The sequence below is a fragment of the Brevibacillus sp. WF146 genome (assembly GCF_001673705.2).
GTDB classification, from domain to species: Bacteria; Bacillota; Bacilli; order Brevibacillales; family Brevibacillaceae; genus Brevibacillus; species Brevibacillus thermoruber.
This window is the reverse complement of record NZ_CP109943.1, coordinates 2777617-2798113: the sequence shown is the minus strand read 5'-3', so window position 1 is coordinate 2798113 and position 20497 is coordinate 2777617. Positions and strand designations below refer to the sequence as shown.

Below are 20497 nucleotides of genomic sequence, written 5' to 3'. Positions count from 1 at the left end.
TCTTCTTTTACAGATTTCGCCGGTTTTTGGCGGGAGGCGTGGACTGCAGGTAAAACAGCCCGCCGTTCAGGAACTGCACCTCGATGCGAGGCTCGTACTGCCAGCGCAGTTCCTCCATGCGCCGCCGCTTTTCCTCTTCCGGCGTGCTGCTGCGCCACTCTTCCTGGACGATCTCTTCGCGCGGCGTTTCGGGAATGCCGTTGGCCCGCAAAAAGTCCAGGATGCGTCCGCCGCCTCTCCGGTGCTCCTCCCCGGCTGCGGACGGCTCGGGCGCAGGCTGGGCGGAGCGGGGAGCAATCGGGACAGGCGAAGCCGGGACGGATTCGCTCGTCCGCGCGGCGTCTTCCTGCGTCTTCGCCAGGCCGCACGGAGGGGAAATAGCGTCCGGTTCACTGCCGCCGCTCTCCCCGCCGCCTGCGCCGGGCTCGTCACCATCCGCCTCGCCGCTGTCGAGTTCACGGGCGGCCAGCTCGGCATAGTATCCCTCCAGAATCTGAAGCTCCTCGTCCAGCCGCTGCCGCGCCTCCTCCGCCCAGCGTCCATCCTCTGCGGCCAGCAGGCGGCGGGTCTCCTGTTCGGCGATTGCGGCGGCCTCCGCCAGGGAGAGGCGCCTTTCCAGCGTGTAGCAGTAGTCCGGGATGGACGGGGTGAGCGAAAGCTGCAGCAGGAACGGGTAAAAGTTGGAAACGATCTCGGGCTGGTGCAGGTTGATCCCGAAATGGAGCAGCATGTCCCGCTTTTTGTCGCAAATGAAGGAGACTTTCCAGTTCAGCCCCAGCCAGGGGACGAGCGGTGTGGTGCGCCGGGCGCCCGGACGGGGGGACGCCGCTTGTTCGTACATGCAGACGAAGCTGCCGTGCTTGCGAGCGGATTGAAAGATCTGCTGCAGCCGCCCCGCACCGAGATGGAGGTGCTCCGCGCGCAGTCCCTCCGGCATCCGTTCGCGGTCAAAGCAAAAGGTGAGCACCAGCGGCTGGTAGGGCAGGTTCATTTTCTCCACCCAACTCCAGTAAAACGGCCGGTTGCCGATGTCTTTGTCCACCTCGACCGGCAGCTTCACCGTCAGGTAGTCGGGATGCGTCTCCACGATATGAGCGGAAAAGGCGGCCAGGTAGCGCTCCGTGAATTGGCGTATCTGCTCTTGCTGCATGCGTCGTTCACCTCCCGTAGTCGGCTTGTCTGAAAGAAACACTGGCGTGCCGGTTCCCCGGCCGCCAACCAGGATCGGTTAGTGCTTCGCCGCTTCCGGCAGCGCGTCACGCGGCCGGCCCGCCTCCCGGATGGCGCGGATCGCCTGGCCCATGTTGTCCAGCTTGACGGCCATTTCCCGCTCGGAGCGGGAGTCCATGATGATGCGGATGAGGTTTTCCTCCAGCGACTGATTCAGGTTGAGCCGCTCCACGATATCGTCCAGCTCGCCGATCACCATTTCGAACAGGTCGATCTTTTCGTAGAGCAGGTTGAGGATGTGCTGTTCGATCGTGCCCACGGTGGACAGGTTGTAGATGTGGACGTCCCGCTGCTGCCCCAGCCGGTGGACGCGGCCGATCCGCTGTTCCACGCGCATCGGGTTCCAGGGCAGGTCGTAGTTGATCACCTGGTTGCAGAACTGCAGATTGATCCCTTCGCCGCCCGCCTCGGTGGCGATCAGCACCTGCGCCCGGTTTTGGAACAGGTCGGTCATCCAGTCTTTTTTGCTCCGCTTGAATCCGCCGCGAAACGGCACGGAGGTGATCCCGTGTTCATGCAGGTACTTTTGCAGGTAGTTTTGCGTCGCGCGGTACTCGGTGAAGATGATCACCTTGTCATTGATCTCCCGGATCAGTTCCACGGTTTTCGCCGCCTTGGAGTGGGTCTCGATCCGCTTGATCAGCTCCACCAGCTCCAAAATCTCGTCTCTCGCCGGGGAGTCCTCGGGGGTGCGCTGGTGCATGCTGTACAGCGTCATGAACGCGGCTTCCCGGCTGGAGCAGACCTCCCGCTGCAGGGTGATCAAGGCGAGCGAGTTGAAGCCGCCCGTCCCGGAGTGGTACTGCTCTTTGACAAAGCGGGTGACCCCGTCGTACAGGGCCTTTTCCTCCGGTGACAGCTCGATGGGGATGGACCGCACCTGGCGGTTGGTAAACTGGATGCCGCCGTCGCTCCGCTTGTTGCGGATCATCACCTTGTCCAGCTCGTGCTTGAGCTGCTCGTTGTTTTTCGCCTGCCGCCTGCCTTCCACGTAGTTGGTGGCAAAGGTGCTGGTGTGGCCGAGATGGCCCGGTTTCAGCAGGTTGATCAGGTTGTACAGCTCGTCCATCTCGTTCTGGATCGGCGTGGCGGTCAGGAGCAGGCAGTATTTTTTGCGGATTTCCTTGACGAACTGGTAGTTGCGCGTCCGCTTGTTCTTCAGTTTGTGCGCTTCATCGATGATCAGCATGTCGTAGTCGATGCCCAGCACGTGGCGTCGGTGCGGGTCGCGCTTGGCCGTGTCGATGGAGGCCACCACCACGTCGTACTGGCGCCACATGTACTCTTTTTTCTGGGCGATGGCGGGGATGCCGAACTTCTGGTTCAACTCCTTGGTCCACTGAATCACCAGGGAGGCGGGAACCAGCACCAGAATCTTCTTCGCCAGGCCGCGGACCATGTATTCCTTCATGATCAGCCCGGCCTCGATCGTTTTGCCCAGCCCCACTTCGTCGGCCAGGATGGCCCGGCCGCGCAGCTCGTTCAGCACGCGTTCCGCCGTTTTGAGCTGGTGCGGATAGGGCTTGAGCGAAGGCAGATACTTGAGGCATTGGAGCTGGTCAAACTCGCGCACGGCCAAGGCTTCTTCCGCTTCCAGGGCAAGCTGGAACAGCTCCCATTTGTCCCAGGGGCCGTCCTGCCGCATGCGCTCCGTTAGCAAATCCATCCATTTCGTGTCGAACGAAACAGGAATATTCGTCATTTTTGCACCTCTTTACTAAAGGATGCCAATTATTATGAAGATGATGAGCTGATTGTTAACAATATTTGTCTTGGAGAAAAAATTGTTAACGAAATCATGAGTTGAATGTCAATTTGCATATTTTCAAAAAGCACGCTCGTGGTAGGATAAACATGTAGGTTCCTTGTTAGTATGGAATCAATTGAAAAAGTTATGTATGGCCCAACATCCAACGCGAATGATAGTAGAAGGGAGAGACTGTCTTTCGGACAGCGCCGAAGGAGCAAGCCGGCAGCGGTGAATCTCTCAGGCAAAAGTACCTCTACTTGACGCATCTCTGGAGAGAGCTCGGCAGGAGCCACCAACGGGGAAACTTGCCAGCGGCGCCGGATGGCCCGCCTGCGCAAGGCAACTCTCAGGTACCAAGGACAGAGGGGGAGACATGGGGGGCGCCGTCTTTTTTGGCGTTTTCCGTTCTCCCACCCTGTCCTTTTTTGCGTGTGTGAACGCGTCCCTCTTCACTTTGGTCACGTTCCGGGCGCGAGGCGAAGCACTCCGGCGCAATGCCGGGCTGCGTCGGCCCACACTTCCGCCACAAAGGACCCGGCTTGATCGTCGGAGGACTTTGCCGGCTGTGTTCATCTTTCAACAAACAGTTCAATCGGTTCAGGAGGTGCCGCATGTCCACTTTGAAACGCACGCCGCTTTTCCCGATTTACGAGAAGTACGGGGCGAAAACCATCGACTTCGGCGGATGGGAGCTGCCGGTCCAGTTTTCCAGCATCACCCAGGAGCACGAAGCGGTGCGGACGAAGGCAGGATTGTTCGACGTATCCCACATGGGGGAAGTGGAGGTAAAAGGCGAGCGGGCGCTGGAATACCTGCAGCGCATGACCACCAACGACGTCTCCAAACTGGTGCCCGGCCAGGCGCAGTACAGCGTGATGTGCTATCCGGACGGAGGAACGGTGGATGATCTGCTCGTGTACAAGTTTGCCGACGACCACTACCTGCTGGTGATCAACGCAGCCAACATCGACAAGGACTATGACTGGCTTTCCCAGCATCTGATCGACGGCGTCTCGATCGAAAACATCTCCCCGCAGACGGCCCAGCTCGCCCTGCAGGGACCGCTGGCGGAGTCCATCCTGCAGCGGCTGACGCCCACCGACCTGTCGCAGATCGGCTTCTTTCGCTTTGAACGGGACGTGCTGATCGACGGTGTGCCCGCGCTCGTCTCCCGCACCGGGTACACGGGCGAAGACGGCTTCGAGATTTACCTGGACGCCGGACACGCCATCCATGTGTGGGAGAAGCTCCTGGAGACAGGCAAAGAGGACGGTCTGGTGCCGTGCGGCCTGGGGGCGCGCGACACGCTCCGCTTCGAGGCCAGGCTGCCGCTCTACGGTCAGGAACTGCGCCAGGACATCACGCCGATTGAGGCCGGCGTCGGATTTGCCGTCAAGGTGGACAAGGACGTGCCGTTTATCGGCCAGGAAGTATTGAAGGCGCAAAAGGAACACGGAGCGCCCCGCAAACTGGTCGGGATCGAAATGATCGACCGCGGCATCCCCCGCACGCATTATCCGGTGTTCGTCGACGACCAACAGGTGGGGGAAGTGACGACCGGGACCCAGTCCCCGACACTGAAAAAGAACGTGGGGCTGGCCTTGGTCAAAGCGGAATTCGCCGCCATTGGCACGAAGCTGGACGTGGAGATCCGCGGCAAGCGCCTCAAGGCGGAAGTCGTGGCCACTCCGTTCTACAAACGGCCGAAAAACTGACGACTCAGAATCGCAAGGGTGGAAAAGGAGGACCTCGCACGTGAAATACCGTTACCTGCCGCAGACCGATCAGGACAAGCGCGAAATGATGGAAGCGCTGGGCATTTCCAGCGTGGATGAACTGTTTGCCGACATCCCGGAAGAGGTGCGCTTCAAAGGGAGCCTGAACATCCCGGAAGCCCTCTCCGAGCCGGAACTGGTCCGCTACTTTCAGGGGCTGTCCAGCAAGAACGCCAACTTCAGCACCCACGTCAACTTCCTGGGCGCCGGCGTGTACCAGCATTACATCCCCAGCGTCGTCAACCACATGCTTTTGCGCGGCGAGTTTTTCACCGCCTACACGCCGTACCAGCCGGAGATCAGCCAGGGGGAGCTGCAGGCCATTTTTGAATTCCAGACGATGGTGTGCGAGCTGACCGGGATGGAGGTGGCCAACTCCTCCATGTACGACGGTGCCACCTCGCTCGCCGAAGCGGCGATGATGGCGGCCGGCCACACCGGCAAAAAAAAGGTGGTCGTCTCCCGGGCCGTGCATCCGGAGGCGCGCAGCGTGCTGAAAACGTACGCCTACGGACAAGGCGTCGAACTGATCGAAGCGGGCTTCACCGGCGACGGCGTGACCGATCTCGCGAAACTGGAGGCGCTGGTTGACGAACAGACCGCTGCGGTCATCGTCCAGTACCCCAACTTCTTCGGCGGCGTGGAAGACCTGGCGGCCATCGAGCCGATCGCGCACGGCAAGGGAGCGCTTCTGGTCGTCTCCGCCAACCCGCTCGCCCTCGGCGTGCTGGAAGCGCCGGGCAAGCTGGGAGCCGACATCGTCACCGGTGACATGCAGCCGTTCGGCATCCCGGCTTCGTTCGGCGGACCGCACTGCGGCTATTTCGCCACCACGGCCAAGCTGATGCGAAAAATGCCGGGACGAATCGTCGGCCAGACGAAGGATGAAAACGGCAAGCGCGGGTTTGTCCTGACCCTGCAGGCGCGGGAACAGCACATCCGCCGCGAAAAGGCCACCTCCAACATCTGCTCCAACCAGGCGCTTCTGGCGCTGGCCGCGTCGATCACGCTGACGGCGCTGGGCAAGCAGGGCGTGCAGGAGATGGCGATGATGAATCTGCAAAAAGCCCACTACGCCAAACAGGCGCTGCAGGCGAAAGGATTCCGGATTACCTTCGGAGCGCCGATGTTCAACGAATTTGCGGTGGAGCTGTCCAAACCGGTCGCAGAGGTGAACAAAGCGCTGCTCGCGAAGGGCATTCTCGGCGGGTACGACCTCGGCCTCGCCTACCCGGAACTGGCCGGCCACATGCTGCTCGCCGTCACGGAGCTGAGGACGAAAGACGAAATCGACACGCTGGCGCAGGAACTGGAGGCGATCACACGTGCGTAACGACAAGGACAAAGCACTCATTTTTGAATGGAGCAAACCGGGCCGCGTGAGCTACAACCTGCCGGCGCTCGACGTGCCGGAAGCCGACGTGGCCGCGCTGCTGCCCAAGCATCTGATCCGCGAGACGCCGGCCGAACTGCCGGAGGTGTCCGAGCTGCAGCTCGTGCGTCACTACACCGAGCTGTCCCGCCGCAACCACGGGGTGGACAACGGGTTTTACCCGCTCGGTTCGTGCACGATGAAATACAATCCGAAAATCAACGAAGACGTGGCCCGCTATCCGGGCTTCGCCCAAACCCATCCCTATCAGCCGGAAGAAAGCGTCCAGGGCGCCCTGGAGCTGATGTACAACCTGCAGAATGACCTGGCGGAAATCACCGGGATGGACGCGGTAACCCTGCAGCCTGCGGCGGGGGCGGCCGGCGAGTGGACCGGGCTGATGATGATCCGCGCGTACCACGAGAGCCGCGGCGACCATCAGCGCACGAAGGTGATCGTTCCCAACTCCGCCCATGGCACCAACCCGGCTTCCGCCGCGGTCGCCGGCCTGCAAACGGTGACGATTCCGTCCGACGAGCGCGGCCTGGTGGACATCGAAGCGCTGCGCCAGGCAGTCGGCCCGGAGACGGCGGCGCTGATGCTGACCAACCCGAACACGCTCGGCCTGTTTGAGGAAGACATCGTGGAAATGGCCCGGATCGTCCACGAAGCGGGCGGCCTGCTGTACTACGACGGGGCCAATGCCAACGCGATTCTGGGCATTGCCCGGCCGGGCGACATGGGCTTTGACGTCGTCCACCTCAACCTGCACAAAACCTTTACCGGCCCGCACGGCGGCGGCGGTCCCGGCGCCGGTCCGGTCGGGGTGAAAAAGATTCTGGAGCCGTTTTTGCCGGCCCCGATCGTGGGCAAAAAAGCGGACGGCACGTACTACTGGGACAACGACCGTCCCCAGTCCATCGGCCGCGTAAAAGGCTACCATGGCAACTTCGGCATCCTGGTCCGCGCCTACGCCTACATCCGCACGATGGGGCCGGAAGGGCTGCTGCAGGTATCGCAAAACGCCGTGCTGAACGCCAACTACATGATGAGAAAGCTGGCACAGGCCTACGAGCTGCCGTACGACCGCGTCTGCAAGCACGAGTTTGTCCTCTCCGGCGTCCGCCAGAAAAAGCTGGGCGTCCGTACGCTGGACATCGCCAAGCGTCTGCTTGACTTCGGCTACCACCCGCCGACGATCTACTTCCCGCTGATCGTCGACGAATGCCTGATGATCGAGCCGACCGAGACGGAGACAAAGGAAACGCTCGACGAGTTTATCGAGGTCATGCTGCAGATCGCCCGCGAGTGCGAAGAAAACCCGGAAATCGTCCAGGAAGCACCGCACACCACCGTGGTGAAGCGCCTCGACGAAGCGACGGCAGCTCGCAAGCCGATCCTCCGCTACCAGCCGGAACAAGCGTAACCGATTGAAACCGCCCGCTTTTTTCGGGCGGTTTTCGCTTTGCCCCCATACGGTTCGCCATGAGGAGGTCTCCCGGCAGGTTGCGAAAATCACAGGCAGAGGACCTGGGCCGACGGTTAATCAGGGAGATCGTTCAATGAAAAGCATGCAGCCGGCTGTTCATGCGTATCATGAGAACGATCTTCTTCTGAGAGACATCCCTTGACAAAATTTTGATTTTGTGATATGATTAAAATTTAACGATTGAAATATACTGTGGGTTTGGTATACTTCTTTGTAAATGCCATCTTTCCATTCCCTGGGGGATCGGCTCTACAAGGAGGAGATGCCCATGAAAGAAGACCACGTCAGTCTGACCGCGATCATGACCGCCTACTTGCGCGCCTACCATGCCATGAATGACACCCCTAAAATTTTTGATGATTTTCTCGCCTTCCAGTTGATACCAGAGGAAAGACGTGCCCTCATTGAACAGGGATTGGCCAAGGCTCTCCAGATTCCCGTTCCGGAAAACGGCCTGGCACGCTCCGGCCAGGCGGCAGCCCCCTTGCGGTCGTTATTGCAGGCCATGGGGCTGCCTCATGTTCTCAGCCGCTCACGATATGCGGAAGACAACCTTGAGCTGGCGGTACAACAAGGGGTGGGGCAGTATGTAATACTCGGGGCCGGGTTGGATACGTTTGCGTTTCGCCGTCCCGATCTCCTGCGCCAGGTGCAGGTATTTGAAGTAGACCACCCCGCCACGCAAGCCTTCAAACGCAATCGGCTGGCTGAATTGAAATGGGACATCCCGTCACATCTCCACTTTGTGCCTGTGGATTTCACAAAGGAGAGTCTGGCTGATGCACTCAGGGGAACGTCGTACGACATGCAGACGAAAAGCTTTTTTAGCTGGCTGGGTGTCACCATGTACTTGACGCGAGACGAAGTGTTCGCAACGCTTCGTTCCATTGCCGACATGGCCCCCGCGGGCAGTGCGGTGATTTTCGATTACTTTGTGCCGGAAGAAGATACGCCGCACATGAAAGAGATGCGGGAGGGGCTGCGAAAGATCGGCGAGCCGATGAAAACGACCCTCGACCCGTTAACGCTGGCTGTTGAATTGGAACGTGTGGGGCTTCGTCTTCATGAAAACGCAAGCCCGTCCGACATCCAGGAACGCTATTTCCAGAGCCGAACGGACGGTTATCAGGCGAGCCATCACGTGCGGTTTGCGTGGGCTGTCGCGTAAAAAATGGCCGCCCCGATTCATGGGATCATGTGCGCCGGGTGGAGTACCCGGCTTTTTTTGTATACTTGGTTCACCAAGAGGCAGCGGGCCTGTTCATCCCGCCGGTTTCACGGACGGCGACGACGGCAGGCCGCTGCATCATGTGGTAAGATGGGAGGAGAACTTACGGTGACGTGGGGAAAGGAACGATGAGGCATGCGCAAACGGATCGTCTTTACGGGTGGAGGATCTGCCGGGCATGTGACCGTCAATCTCGCGCTGATGCCGCATTTTTTGCGGGAAGGCTGGAAGGTCGCCTACATCGGGTCGGAGGCGGGGATTGAGCGGGAACTGGTCACCCGTATCGAAGGCGTGCGCTATTTCGGGATTGCCACCGGCAAGTGGCGCCGTTACTTCGATTGGAAAAACGCAACCGATCCTCTCCGGGTGCTCAAAGGGGTGTGGCAGGCGCATCGGCTGCTGCGATTCATCCGTCCGGACGTCGTCTTTTCCAAAGGCGGGTTCGTATCTGTGCCCGTAGTGCTCGCAAGCCGGCTGCACAACGTGCCGGTCGTGCTTCACGAGTCCGACCTGACTCCCGGTCTCGCCAACCGGATCGCCATTCCCTTTGCGCGGACAGTGTGCACCACCTTTCCTGACACGCTTTCCCACATCCCTGGCGGCAAGGGGGAGCATGTCGGAGCGGTGGTGCGGGAGGAACTGAAGCGGGGAACAAGAGAGCGAGGCTATGCGCTGACCGGATTTGTTCCGGGCAGGCCGGTGCTGTTGGTCATGGGCGGCAGTCTGGGCTCGCAGCGGATAAACCGGGCGATTCGCGACAATGCAGAAGCGCTGCTGGAGCGGTTTCAGATCGTCCACATCTGCGGCAAGGGGCAGGTGGACGCTGCCCTGCACCTGCCCGGCTACCGCCAATACGAGTACGTGCAGGAGGAACTGGCCGATCTCTTGGCGATCGCGGACCTTGTCGTTTCCCGTGCCGGCTCCAATGCGATTTTCGAGTTTCTCGCCCTGCGCAAGCCGATGCTGCTGATCCCGCTCTCCCAGGCGGCCAGCAGGGGTGATCAGGTCCAAAACGCCCGGTCGTTTGAGCGGCAGGGGTTTTGCGAAGTGATGGAAGAGGAAGGCTGGAGCGATTCGACCTTTCTGGCTGCCGTCCAGCGTGTGGCCGACAGGCGGGGGGAGTTCGCGCGGCGGATGGAACAGGCGGAACTGGGCGATCCCCTGTCCCGGCTGCTTGCGGTGATCAAAGCAGCGGCCGGTCGCTAGCCAGCCGCGGCCAGCCCATCCGTCCCTTGCCGTCCCGGCTGCCGGCGGCGTACAATGGATGGGGCAAGAGGAGGTCGAATGATGGAACAATGGCGTTTTATCGTCACGGAAGCCATGCCGCCGGCCATGAACATGGCTGTCGACGAGGCGATTCTGCAACTGCACAGCGAAGGAAAGGTACCGCCGACCGTCCGGTTTTACACGTGGAATCCGGCGACCCTGTCGATCGGCTACTTTCAAAAGGCGGCCAAGGAGATCAACCTGGAGGCGCTGCGTGAGCGCGGGCTGGGCTTTGTCCGCCGTCCGACCGGGGGACGGGCCGTCCTGCACGATCAGGAGCTGACCTACAGCGTCGTCGTATCGGAAAGCCATCCGAAGATGCCGTCCAGCGTGACGGAAGCGTACAAGGTGATCAGCATGGGCCTCCTGCACGGGTTTCAGCGGCTCGGCCTGCACGCGGAGATGGTCTCGCTGGCCACCGAGGAGGAAAAGGAAAAGTACAGCTCGCCCGGCTCGTCGGCCTGCTTTGATTCCCCCTCCTGGTACGAACTGGTGGTGGAGGGCAAAAAGGTGGCGGGCAGCGCCCAGACGCGGCAAAAAGGCGTGATCCTGCAGCACGGTTCGATTCTCCTGGAGATGGACGTCGAGCTGCTCTTTTCGCTGCTCAACTTCCCGTCCGAGCGGGTGAAGCAGCGCATGATGGAGAGCTTCCGGCAAAAGGCGGTGACGATCAACGAGGTAAGCCCCCGGCCCATCGGCCTGCAGGAGGCTGTGGAAGCCTTCCGCGACGGATTCGCATCCGGTCTGGAGGTGGAGCTGGTTCCGGGAGCGCTGACGCCCGAAGAAACGGCACTGGCCGAAGAACTGGTCCGTACCCGCTACGCCGCCGACGAGTGGAACTTCCGCCGCTGACGGACAGGTTTTTCGCCGGAGGAAAACAGGCAAACAAATGGACGAATGCGGATATACCTGTCTCTTTTGCCATAACCCATTCATATGTTTTGAGTGCGATGTTTACGGCTCCGGTGATGCACGGGATCTGTATAGGGGTCATAACCCCTATTGACACGAAAAAAGCTGGGGATTTCCCAGCTTTTTCACTTTGATTTTGACTAGTTTCGTTTTTTCATCCAAAAGAACACACAGGCCAGGACGATATGAATCAATGGAATCAATCCAATGAATCGGAAAGCATTTTCGGCTCCTCCGAAGTAATAGGCTATTGGAAGAAACAGCGCACCGCTGATTAAAGTCCAAAGCACTGACTGTGCAATGATTGCAAAAAATAGAACCCCTAAAGAGAGAATGCCTGACATCCACCACAAGAAAACGATCAGATTCATTCGGTATCATCATCCCATCCTTTTATCATTTTCCTGTTAAAAAACCCCAAATTATAGTAAAGTGGCTGATTACTTCAAATAAATGATGTCCTTTAAGGAGTATTCTTTATCGGCGATTTCCAGTCTTTGTGCAAGAGATCCATTTACTTTTCCCATCACCGCGTGTGGTGACCAATGGGCGTTCAAGAATAGACATTCTTCTTCAAATTTGTTGCCAAAAAGCATTCGCAGCGCTGCCATTTACCGCTAGGGTGATGTTTGACGGCAACGGGGACAATCTGCCGACGGATGTCTTCCGTTCCAAAGATACAAAGAAATAACGGCTATCCGATACAGATAGCCGTTTCACTTACGCAGATTCGAAATGTTCAGGGTCCCTTTCGCGATGATGCGGCGCAGGGGAAGCAAGGAATGCTTCTTGCGATTACACGAGCACCTCGGAATAGATGTGCTGCTCGAACAACTGCTGCAGTTTTTGCACCATCGGGCCTACCTGGCCGCTGCCAACCGGTTGGCCGTCCACGGCGACAATGGGCATGACTTCCGCCGTCGTGCTGGAGAGGAACAGCTCATCCGCCTGCTTGAGGAACTGGATGTCAAACGCCTCCTCTTGCACCGGAATACCGTTTGCCTTTGCCAGGTCGATGACGGTTTGCCGGGTGATGCCGTGCAGGATCAGATGGTCGGCGGGGTGGGTGTACAGGGCGTTGTCCTTGACCGCAAACAGGTTGGAGGCGCTGCACTCGGTAATGATGCCGTTGCGGTGCAAAATGGATTCCTGGGCGCCGGCGTCCTTGGCGTACTGCTTCACCAGCACGGCTCCGAGCAGGTTCAGCGTTTTGATGTCGCAGCGGAGCCAGCGGATGTCTTCCACCAGTTTGGCGGTCAGTCCCTTTTTCATATCGGCCAGCGGGCGTTCCTTGCGCCGGACGAATCCCATGATGACCGGCCGGATGCCGCTCGGGATATCGTGCAGGCGAGGAGCGACGCCGCGCGTCACCTGCAGGTAGAGGGTGGCGTCATCGTCCGTCGTCAGGTTGTTTTTGGCGATCAACTGCAGGGCGATGTCAGTCAGTTCCGCCGCGGTCCAGGGCAGGTCCAGCTTGATCTCCCGCGCGCTGCGGAACAGACGGGTCAAGTGGGCGTCCCACTGGTACATTTTCCCTTTGTAAATGCGGACTACTTCATATATCCCGTCTCCGAAGTTGTAGCCGCGGTCTTCCGGGTGTACGGCCAGCTCGTCAGCCTCGACCCATTTGCCATCCACATACAGCATGGCGAAATCCTCCTTCACTATTACACAAATATTATGTCTTTTTTGGTTTGCAGAAACCATCCGCAAACAAACAGCCACCGGCGGCGGACCGGAAAATCCGCGTCGAGTGGTTGATGGATTCTACTTCCACCTTACCAAACCGGGGGACAAGGGTCAATTTGATTTTGCGGATGGTCCACAAATGCTGTCGCCCGATGACGGCATGTGCCTGTATTTGACAAACTATTCTGACTAGACGCTGGCGCCTGCCCCTGCCCATAATAAAAAGAAACGAACGCGTTGCGAAGGGAGAATGCCATGAGAGCGTTTTGCAGATGGACGTTGGGCGCCATGCTGGCCATCAGCTTGAATCTGCCGCTGCCGGCGGGGGCGGCGGCCGGACTGCAGGATCAGATCGACGCCGACAGCCTGTACGGCCACGTGGAGCGTCTGTCCCGTCTGCCGCGGGCGGCGGCGACGGAATCGGAGTTTGCCGCCATCGTCTATGTGGAAGAGCAGCTTCGCCTGTACGGGTACGAGACCAGGCTGCAGCCGTTTGCCTATTACGTGTACCGCCAGCCGACGCAGCTCTCCTTGCGCACGGCCGACTGGCCCGAACGCAGGTGGAACGTGACCGCCTTGACGCACGGACCCAACGGCAGGGCGGCAGGCGAGATCGTTGACGCCGGGAGAGGCACGGCGGCGGAGTTGAGCCGCATACAGGCGGAGGGAAAGATCGTCCTGATCCGGCGGGGGGAGATCCCCTTGGGGGAAAAGGTGCGCAACGCGGCGGCGGCCAAGGCGGCGGGAGCCATTCTCGTCAACGACGCCGACGGAGCGTGGAGCGAACCCCTGGAGGAACCGCTCGACATGGCCGTACCCGTCGTGCTGCTCCCGCGAACGGAAGGGGAACTCCTGCGTCAGCGTCTGCTGGAAAAGGGAAAGGTGTCCGCCGAGCTGAACGTGTCCGGCGGCGTGACCAGCCGACGCACGTCGTACAATCTGATCGCCGCGCGAAAGCCGGACGGCGCAAACACGGGCCAAACGGTACTGGTGACCGCCCGCCACGATTCGCTGCCGGCGTCGCCGGGCGCCAACGAGGGAGCCTCCGGAGTGGCCGTGCTCCTGGAGACAGCCCGCCTTTTGGCAGACCAGGCGGTTGACACCGAAGTCCGTTTCGTCAGCCTGGGAGCGGCTTTCGACGGGGCGCAGGGGGCCGCTGCCTACGTGCGCTCCTTGTCCGAAGCGGAGAAGCAGCAGATCGTCGCCGCGTTCTGCCTCAACGGGGTCGGCAGCGCGGACGCGGGGGAATTGACGGCGGTTACAGCGGACGGACAGCGAAACCTTCCGGCCGACCTGGCTGTGCAGACGGGGGCCGTTTTTTCCGGCACCCGACTGAGCGAGGCGGGCGGAGAGGGAGAACCGATCGTGTTTGCCCGCGCCGGGATTCCCGCCGCCGCGCTCGTCGCTCCTGTTCCCGTCGACAAGCAGCGGGAGCATCCGCAGGACACCGTGGACAGGATCAGCCGGGAGCGGCTTAGCCGTGCGGCGCAAGTCGTCCTCGCCGCTGTCGGCGAGATTGCCGGCGGACAGACCCCGGCGTATCCGGCGGGCAGACCCGCAGCCAGATCCGGACGGTAAAGAGAAGCGAACCATCATGGAAAACGCACGCAGCGCCCGCGCAGGTTTATTCGACGCGGGCGCTTTTCGTTGGCCTTCCGGCGGCAGCTTGTCACAAACTGTCGAATGGTAAGGAATGGCCGATTTATCTTGAAAGAGGTATAATTTTCACGGATGTTAAAAAATTCACCCATTCTGTTTTGACAAAGCGTGGATCAGAGAGAGCCTCGGAGGAGAAAGAGACTCGATCCGGTGATGCAACGCGTTCGCGTGGACGCGTCCTCGGTACATCCGGGTCTGCAGCAGTCGTCGCTCCATTTATCGGAAATTTCCGAATACAGAAACGTTCCCTTTAGCGATACAGGAGATGTACATCGGTAACGGAGGTCGATATGAAGCAAACTGGTACCCTCGCGCTGTTTCCTTCTTTCTTGGCGGTAGTCGCCCTGGCGGTTCTCACCGCGTCAAACTGGCCCGTATTGTCTTCCCTTCTCAACGGGAGGCTGCTGTTCGGCGTACTGGCGGCGTTGGCGTTGGCGGCGTTCCTTTTCGTCTTGTATCTGCTGCGGCGCGTCCGGCAACTGGAACAGGAAGCGCGCTATCGGGAGCGCAGCTTCCGCACATATCTCGACGCCATCCCGGACCTCCTTTTCATCAAGAGCAAAACGGGCGAGCTTTTATACGTCAATCAAGCGGCCAGCGAATTCTTTGTTGGCGAGCGGCTTGCCGCTCCCAACCTGGTGGCCGGGACGGACCACTACCGGCAAAGTCTGTGCGGCTGCCGCGAAACCGACGAACTCGTCTTTCAAACGGGAGAACCGCTCCGCCGCGTCGAGGTGTTTGTGCAGCCGGACGGTTCGGCACGTTACGTTGACATGCTAAAGGTACCGGTCGTGGATGCGCTGACCCAATACGCCGCCCTCCTGGTGCTGGGGCGGGACATCACCGACCAGAAGCGGGCGGAATTGGACGGACTGGCCACGAAGGAACTGCTTGAGTCCTTTTTGCAGCAAACCCCGGACGCCATCTCGCTGATCGACGTCAACGGCCGCGTAAAGCGCGTCAACCAGGCGTCGGAAATCATCTTTGGCTACTGCGAGGAAGAGCTGATCGACCGTCCGCTGCCGGTCATCCCCCCGCATCTGCAGGAAGAAGCCGACTACTACCATCAACAGGTGCTGAACGGCAAGCGCATCATCGGCCTGGAGACCATCCGTTTTCACAAAAGCGGCCGGCCCCTGCACGTTTCGCTCTCGATGGCGCCGATCTACGACGTCGAGGGAAAGGTGATCGGCATTGCCGGTAGCGCGCGGGACATTACCGAACGAAAGCGGGTGGAGCACCGCCTGCGGGTGAGCGAAGCCAAGTACCGGTTGATAGCCGAGAACATGACCGACATGATCTGCGTGTACGAGGAGAACGGCGCCGTGACCTACATGTCTCCCTCGCATGAATCGATCCTGGGGTATCCGCTCGATCAGTACAAGCGGGTGTACGACTGCCTGAAACTGATTCATCCGGACGATCGGGAATCCGTCCGGCAGGCGATTGCGGACATCCGCCAAACCAGGGAAATGGCGGCGGTCGAATTCCGCTTCCTGCACAGCGGCGGCCACTGGGTCCACCTGGAATCCCGCTGCAAGCCGATCGTGGACGAGACGGGACGGGTGATCAGTTTTATGATCGTCACCCGCGACATCACGGAGAAAAAGCGGGCGGAAGAACTGCTCCGCCAGTCGGACATGCTGTCTGCCGTCGGGCAGTTGGCGGCGGGGATCGCCCACGAGATCCGCAATCCGTTGACGGCGCTGCGCGGCTTTATCCAGCTGATGCAGTCGTCCGCCGAAGACAAGCGGTACTGCGGGATCATGCTCTCCGAACTGGATCGGGTCAACCTGATCGTCAGCGAACTGCTGCTGTTGGCCAAGCCGCAGGCGGTCAAGTATCAGCAGCGCGAAGTGGGCAGTATCCTGAAAAACGTGCTCTCGCTCCTGGACAGCCAGGCCATTCTGAACAACATCCAGATTCACACCCGGATCGCGGAGAAGCTGCCGCCCATCACCTGCGAAGAAAACCAGATGAAGCAGGTCTTCATCAATTTGTGCAAAAATGCCATCGAAGCAATGCCGAATGGGGGACACCTCCGGGTGGAGGCGGAAGCGCTTGACAAAGGCGAGGTGCGGATCAGGATCAAGGATACGGGCTGCGGCATCGACCCGGAACGGATTCCGCGCCTGGGCGAGCCCTTTTACACCACCAAGGAAAAGGGAACCGGACTGGGCCTGATGGTCAGCCGCAGGATCATCGAGGAGCACGGCGGCCGGATCGCGATCACAAGCGAACCGGAACAGGGAACGACGGTCGACGTCATCCTCCCCGCCTTGGCCGGATGATGCGGTGGGTACCGCTCACCCGGGCGGTTCAGGACGCGGCGGCCTGTCTTTCCACAGCAGGCGCCCCAGCAGCAAAAGTCCGCAGTACGTGGCGCTGCTTGCGGCCAGATGGGCAGCCGTGCCGCTCACCAGCGGCAGCAGGGAGAACAGACTGGCCCCGGCCAGCATCGCCAGCAGCAGCGGCCCCATGTGCAGATCGTGGCGCACCGCCACGGGCACGGCCATGGCGTAGACGAGCGCGCCCAGGATGAGGCCGGCGTGTCCGAGCGCCAACAACAGGTGCAGCAGGTCGGCAAACGGCAGCAGGGAAGTCAGAATCTGCTTCAGCGGCAGGGCGGCGGAGTGGACGTCGTGCCAGTAGGCCAGCAGGATCGCCTGTCCCAGCAGGGTGGCGAAGAAAAAGAACAGCGTGCCCGCCATCACGCCCACGCGTATGGTGCTCTCCCGGGGCGCACGGGTGGCAAGCGGCAGGACGACGACCAGACAGACCAGAAAGTGCAGGGAGAGGTACAGCACGGCTTGGATCAGCCACAGGAAGTTGAGCTGGTATCCGAGTGAAGGGATCGGCACGTGGCGCTGTTCGGCAAACACAAACGCGAGCAGCAGCAGTCCGGCGGCGAGCGAGGCGGCTGTACCCCGCAGGATCGCCGTCCACCCCTGGGCGACAAACACCACGGCGAGGAGCAGGGGAGCAAGCACAAACAGCCAGCTCCACGAACCAGCCGCGTGCTGAGCCGCCTGCATGCCCGCTGACGCTCCCGCGTACGCCAAGAGGGAGAGGTGGATCAGCACGGAGAGGACGGGAGCGAGTTGGGGGCCAAACCACTGCCAGAGCAGATCGTGGAGCGTACGAACCCCCTCGCGATGGCAGGTGACCAGCACACGGCAGCCGGTCCACCCCAGTCCGATGCTGGCGGCGACGAGACCAATCGTCCCCCACGAGCCGTAATAGGCAAAAAAGCGCAGCCATTCATAACCGCTGAAATACGAACCGCCGAGCGCGGCTCCAGCGAACAGTACGGCGATTCGCCATGCGCTTCTGTCCATTGCACATCATCCTTTACCCAGCGTGGAAACCAAGAGCAGCTCATGCGTCATGCAATTCGTCATATTGGTACCAATGTATGAGCCAGGGAGGCTTGTTCAGAACAGGGGGATTAATGATACATATGTGTTTACGAACTATCAAAAAATGGATATACTGAAGGTACCCCTGACAACGACTGCCATCCGAGGTGAATGACATGAAAATCGTCGGCATTGCCGGAAGCATGAACCCCCAATCGACAACCAAACTGGCCGTACAGATCGTATTGAAGGCCGCCCGGGAAGCGGGAGCGGAAACGGAACTGATCCACCTGGCCGAATGGCCGATGCCGATCTACGACAATCGCGATGACGCCTCCACGTATCCGGAGACGGTGCACCGTTTTGTGCAAAAGGTCTCGGAAGCGGACGGACTGGTGATTGGCTCGCCGGAGTACCACGGCAGCATCAGCGGCGCCTTGAAAAACGCGCTCGATTTTTTGGAAGGGCGCCATTTGCGCGACAAGCAGGTGGCCATTCTCGGCGTGGCGGGAGGCGGCATGGGCGCGACCAATACGGTAAACACCCTGCAGGTGATCATGCGCAATCTGCACGCCTGGCCCCTGCCGTCCAGCCCGAGTGTCCCCAGCGCCTACAACGCGTTCGCGCCGGACGGGACGCTGAAAGATCCACGCCTGCAGGAACGCATGGAGACGCTCGGCCGGGAACTGGTGCGGTACGTGCGGGTGATGAACGCGGAAAAACAGCCGCAGTAGGCAGGTTTTTCTTGCAACCGTTGCGCGTTCCACGGTATTATGTTTTTACGTGCTTTTGAAAAGCCTTGGCCACAAAAGGTTTTTCTTCTCACCAGAAATACCGTTTGGAAACGAGGGATCCACATGCCAACTCCCAGTATGGAAGACTATTTGGAACGCATTTACAGCTTAATTGAAGAAAAAGGTTACGCCCGTGTCTCCGATATCGCGGAAGCGTTGGAAGTGCATCCCTCATCCGTTACCAAGATGGTCCAAAAGCTGGACAAAGACAAATACCTGGTCTATGAAAAATACCGCGGCCTGGTGCTGACGCCGAAAGGCAAAAAAATCGGCAAGCGTCTGGTGGACCGTCACAGTCTGCTGGAAGAGTTCATGCGTGTCATCGGCGTGGACGAGGAGCACATCTATCAGGACGTGGAAGGGATCGAGCACCATCTCAGCTGGGAGTCGATCACTTGCCTGGAGTATCTTGTCCAGTATTTTCATGCCGACCCGTCGCGTATTGAGGAGCTGCGCCGCATTCGACAGGAAGACGAGCAAAAGGAAGAATAGCCGAATCATAGAGATCGCACTGCACAGACGCAAGCCTGACCGGCTTGCGTTTTTTGTCGTAATCGACAAGCCATCTCCCTATATTTGATAAGGAGGAAAGGGGAGGTGAGGGCATGAAGGCGGACGCGGTGTTTGAGGGCGGCGGGGTGAAAGGGATCGCCTTTATCGGGGCGCTGCAGGTGATGGAGGAGCACGGCTATACGTGGGCGAACCTGGCCGGCACGTCGGCGGGCTCGTTTGTCGCCGCTCTGCTCGGGGCGGGCTACAAGAGCGGGGAGATCAGGCCCGTGTTTGAGCGGCTCGACTATCTGCACTTTCTCGAGCGGCGCGGCATCGGACGGCTGCCGGTCATCGGCCCCCTGTACGAACTGATGGTGCGGCAGGGAATGTACCGGACCAACCGGATTGAGCGGTTTATGGACGAATTGTTGAGGAGAAAAGGCATCCGCACCTTCGGGGACCTGCCGCCGGGCAAGCTCAGGATCATCGCGTCCGACATCACGGCGGGAAAAATGCTGGTCCTGCCGGACGATCTCGTCCAGTTTGACATCGTCCCGGAAGAATTCCCCATCGCCCGGGCCGTCCGCATGTCGTGCTCGCTCCCGTATTTCTTTCAGCCGGTCCGGTTGGAGCAGAACGGGGAACCGCACTATATCGTGGACGGCGGGTTGCTGAGCAACTATCCGGTCTGGTTGTTCGACGTTCCCGGAAAACCGCGCTGGCCGACGATCGGGTTTCGGCTGCACGGCAAACGGGTGGAGCGGGAAGCGTACCGGATCCGGGGACTTTTTTCGTTCACCCGCAGTCTGATCACCACGATGCTGGACGCCCACGACCGGCTGTATGTGGAGAGGGCGCAGGCGGTGCGGACGGTCTTCATTCCCACGCTGGGGGTGCGGACCACGCAGTTTGGCCTCTCGCCCGAGCTGCGCGCGTCCCTGCTTCGTTCGGGGGAGGAGGCGGCCCGGCAGTTTCTGGCCAAATGGAACTTCGAGCAGTACGTCGAAGTGTTTCGCAGCATACCGCCTGCGCCAAACGAAAAAACAGGCTGCCTCGTATAGGCGGCCTGTTTTGACGAAAAACGGTCTGAAAAACGAATATGGTAGGAGTGTTCTGCCTGCTGTTACCGCGAGATGTGGTTCTGCGGGTCGCTCTCGTCCTGCTTATCCTTTGCCCTGCTTTTGGCTCCTTCGATTACACGGAACGGGTGGTTTTTGCGGCCTGCCGGCGACGACTTTTTCATCGACGGGCGCGGCGCGGTTTTCGGCTTCGCCTGTTTGTGCCGGTAGGCGGAGGAGAAAACCGAGCCGCTTCGCAGGTAGTTTCGCACCGCCACAAACAGCAGCACGGACAAGCCGATCACGATCAAGGTGCCGACAGGATTGTCGATGACCTGCCTCAGAAAGCCGTAGGCGGCCAACAGCAGCAACGCGACGATGATGGGGGGAATGCGGCGTAACATAGGGCTTCACCTCAATGGTT

17 protein-coding genes and 1 riboswitch are annotated in these 20497 nt (G+C 60.0%); of the genes, 11 read left to right on the top strand and 6 right to left on the bottom strand.

From position 1 onward, the window contains the following. Nucleotides 1-7: 7 nt before the first annotated feature. Both A6764_RS13885 and A6764_RS13880 read right to left on the bottom strand, forming a co-directional pair. Nucleotides 8-1150, bottom strand: coding sequence for a YqhG family protein (locus tag A6764_RS13885; protein WP_065066206.1), 1143 nt, complete (start codon nucleotides 1148-1150; stop codon nucleotides 8-10). 78 nt (nucleotides 1151-1228) lie between these two features. Next, the gene (locus A6764_RS13880) at nucleotides 1229-2932 is read right to left on the bottom strand and encodes a DEAD/DEAH box helicase (RefSeq protein ID WP_264622258.1); all 1704 of its coding nucleotides are present in this window, start codon (nucleotides 2930-2932) and stop codon (nucleotides 1229-1231) included. 217 nt (nucleotides 2933-3149) lie between these two features. Next, nucleotides 3150-3243, top strand: a riboswitch (glycine riboswitch). Nucleotides 3244-3591: 348 nt separating this feature from the next. On the opposite strand from A6764_RS13880, the gene gcvT reads away from it, so the two are divergent. The 6 genes from gcvT (at nucleotide 3592) to A6764_RS13850 (ending at nucleotide 10962) form a co-directional block, all read left to right on the top strand. Further along, entirely contained in the window at nucleotides 3592-4695 is a 1104-nt protein-coding gene (gcvT, locus tag A6764_RS13875) for a glycine cleavage system aminomethyltransferase GcvT (RefSeq protein ID WP_065066208.1), read from the top strand. A 40-nt stretch (nucleotides 4696-4735) separates the two neighbouring features. After that, complete coding sequence (gene gcvPA / locus A6764_RS13870) at nucleotides 4736-6088, top strand: aminomethyl-transferring glycine dehydrogenase subunit GcvPA (RefSeq protein ID WP_065066209.1); 1353 nt, start codon at nucleotides 4736-4738, stop codon at nucleotides 6086-6088. Further along, nucleotides 6081-7553 carry an aminomethyl-transferring glycine dehydrogenase subunit GcvPB gene (gene gcvPB, locus A6764_RS13865; protein WP_065066210.1) on the top strand — a complete coding sequence of 491 codons (1473 nt, stop codon included), beginning with the start codon at nucleotides 6081-6083 and terminating at the stop codon, nucleotides 7551-7553. The genes gcvPA and gcvPB overlap by 8 nt, the downstream gene beginning before the upstream one ends. A gap of 331 nt (nucleotides 7554-7884) precedes the next feature. After that, a complete protein-coding gene (locus A6764_RS13860) occupies nucleotides 7885-8784 on the top strand; it encodes a class I SAM-dependent methyltransferase (RefSeq protein WP_065066211.1) in 900 nt (299 codons plus the stop codon). Nucleotides 8785-8979: 195 nt separating this feature from the next. Beyond that, nucleotides 8980-10050, top strand: coding sequence for an undecaprenyldiphospho-muramoylpentapeptide beta-N-acetylglucosaminyltransferase (locus tag A6764_RS13855; protein ID WP_065066212.1), 1071 nt, complete (start codon nucleotides 8980-8982; stop codon nucleotides 10048-10050). Nucleotides 10051-10131: 81 nt separating this feature from the next. Then, nucleotides 10132-10962 (top strand): lipoate--protein ligase family protein, encoded by an 831-nt coding sequence (locus A6764_RS13850; RefSeq protein WP_065066213.1) that lies wholly within the window; start codon nucleotides 10132-10134, stop codon nucleotides 10960-10962. 200 nt (nucleotides 10963-11162) lie between these two features. Here A6764_RS13850 and A6764_RS13845 read toward each other — a convergent pair whose 3' ends face one another. Both A6764_RS13845 and dat read right to left on the bottom strand, forming a co-directional pair. Then, a complete protein-coding gene (locus A6764_RS13845) occupies nucleotides 11163-11393 on the bottom strand; it encodes a hypothetical protein (RefSeq protein WP_029099441.1) in 231 nt (76 codons plus the stop codon). A gap of 424 nt (nucleotides 11394-11817) precedes the next feature. Next, nucleotides 11818-12669 carry a D-amino-acid transaminase gene (gene dat, locus A6764_RS13840; RefSeq protein ID WP_065066214.1) on the bottom strand — a complete coding sequence of 284 codons (852 nt, stop codon included), beginning with the start codon at nucleotides 12667-12669 and terminating at the stop codon, nucleotides 11818-11820. A 297-nt stretch (nucleotides 12670-12966) separates the two neighbouring features. On the opposite strand from dat, the gene A6764_RS13835 reads away from it, so the two are divergent. Both A6764_RS13835 and A6764_RS13830 read left to right on the top strand, forming a co-directional pair. Further along, the gene (locus A6764_RS13835; protein ID WP_264622257.1) at nucleotides 12967-14289 is read left to right on the top strand and encodes a M28 family peptidase; all 1323 of its coding nucleotides are present in this window, start codon (nucleotides 12967-12969) and stop codon (nucleotides 14287-14289) included. A gap of 371 nt (nucleotides 14290-14660) precedes the next feature. Next, entirely contained in the window at nucleotides 14661-16661 is a 2001-nt protein-coding gene (locus A6764_RS13830) for a PAS domain-containing sensor histidine kinase (RefSeq protein ID WP_065066216.1), read from the top strand. Between the two features lie 15 nt (nucleotides 16662-16676). Here the strand turns inward: A6764_RS13830 and A6764_RS13825 are convergent, their stop codons facing one another. Further along, a complete protein-coding gene (locus tag A6764_RS13825; protein WP_029099444.1) occupies nucleotides 16677-17708 on the bottom strand; it encodes a hypothetical protein in 1032 nt (343 codons plus the stop codon). Nucleotides 17709-17905: 197 nt separating this feature from the next. Between A6764_RS13825 and A6764_RS13820 the strand changes: the two genes are divergently transcribed. The 3 genes from A6764_RS13820 to A6764_RS13810 all read left to right on the top strand — a co-directional run bounded on the left by A6764_RS13820 (nucleotide 17906) and on the right by A6764_RS13810 (nucleotide 20076). Continuing rightward, nucleotides 17906-18463: an NADPH-dependent FMN reductase gene (locus A6764_RS13820; RefSeq protein WP_029099445.1), complete on the top strand. Its 558-nt coding sequence runs from the start codon at nucleotides 17906-17908 to the stop codon at nucleotides 18461-18463. Nucleotides 18464-18586: 123 nt separating this feature from the next. Continuing rightward, entirely contained in the window at nucleotides 18587-19015 is a 429-nt protein-coding gene (mntR, locus tag A6764_RS13815; RefSeq protein ID WP_029099446.1) for a transcriptional regulator MntR, read from the top strand. Between the two features lie 113 nt (nucleotides 19016-19128). After that, nucleotides 19129-20076 (top strand): patatin-like phospholipase family protein, encoded by a 948-nt coding sequence (locus tag A6764_RS13810; protein ID WP_065066217.1) that lies wholly within the window; start codon nucleotides 19129-19131, stop codon nucleotides 20074-20076. A gap of 62 nt (nucleotides 20077-20138) precedes the next feature. Here A6764_RS13810 and A6764_RS13805 read toward each other — a convergent pair whose 3' ends face one another. Next, nucleotides 20139-20477, bottom strand: a complete 339-nt coding sequence (locus tag A6764_RS13805) for a hypothetical protein (protein ID WP_065066218.1) — start codon at nucleotides 20475-20477, stop codon at nucleotides 20139-20141. Nucleotides 20478-20497 lie beyond the last annotated feature (20 nt).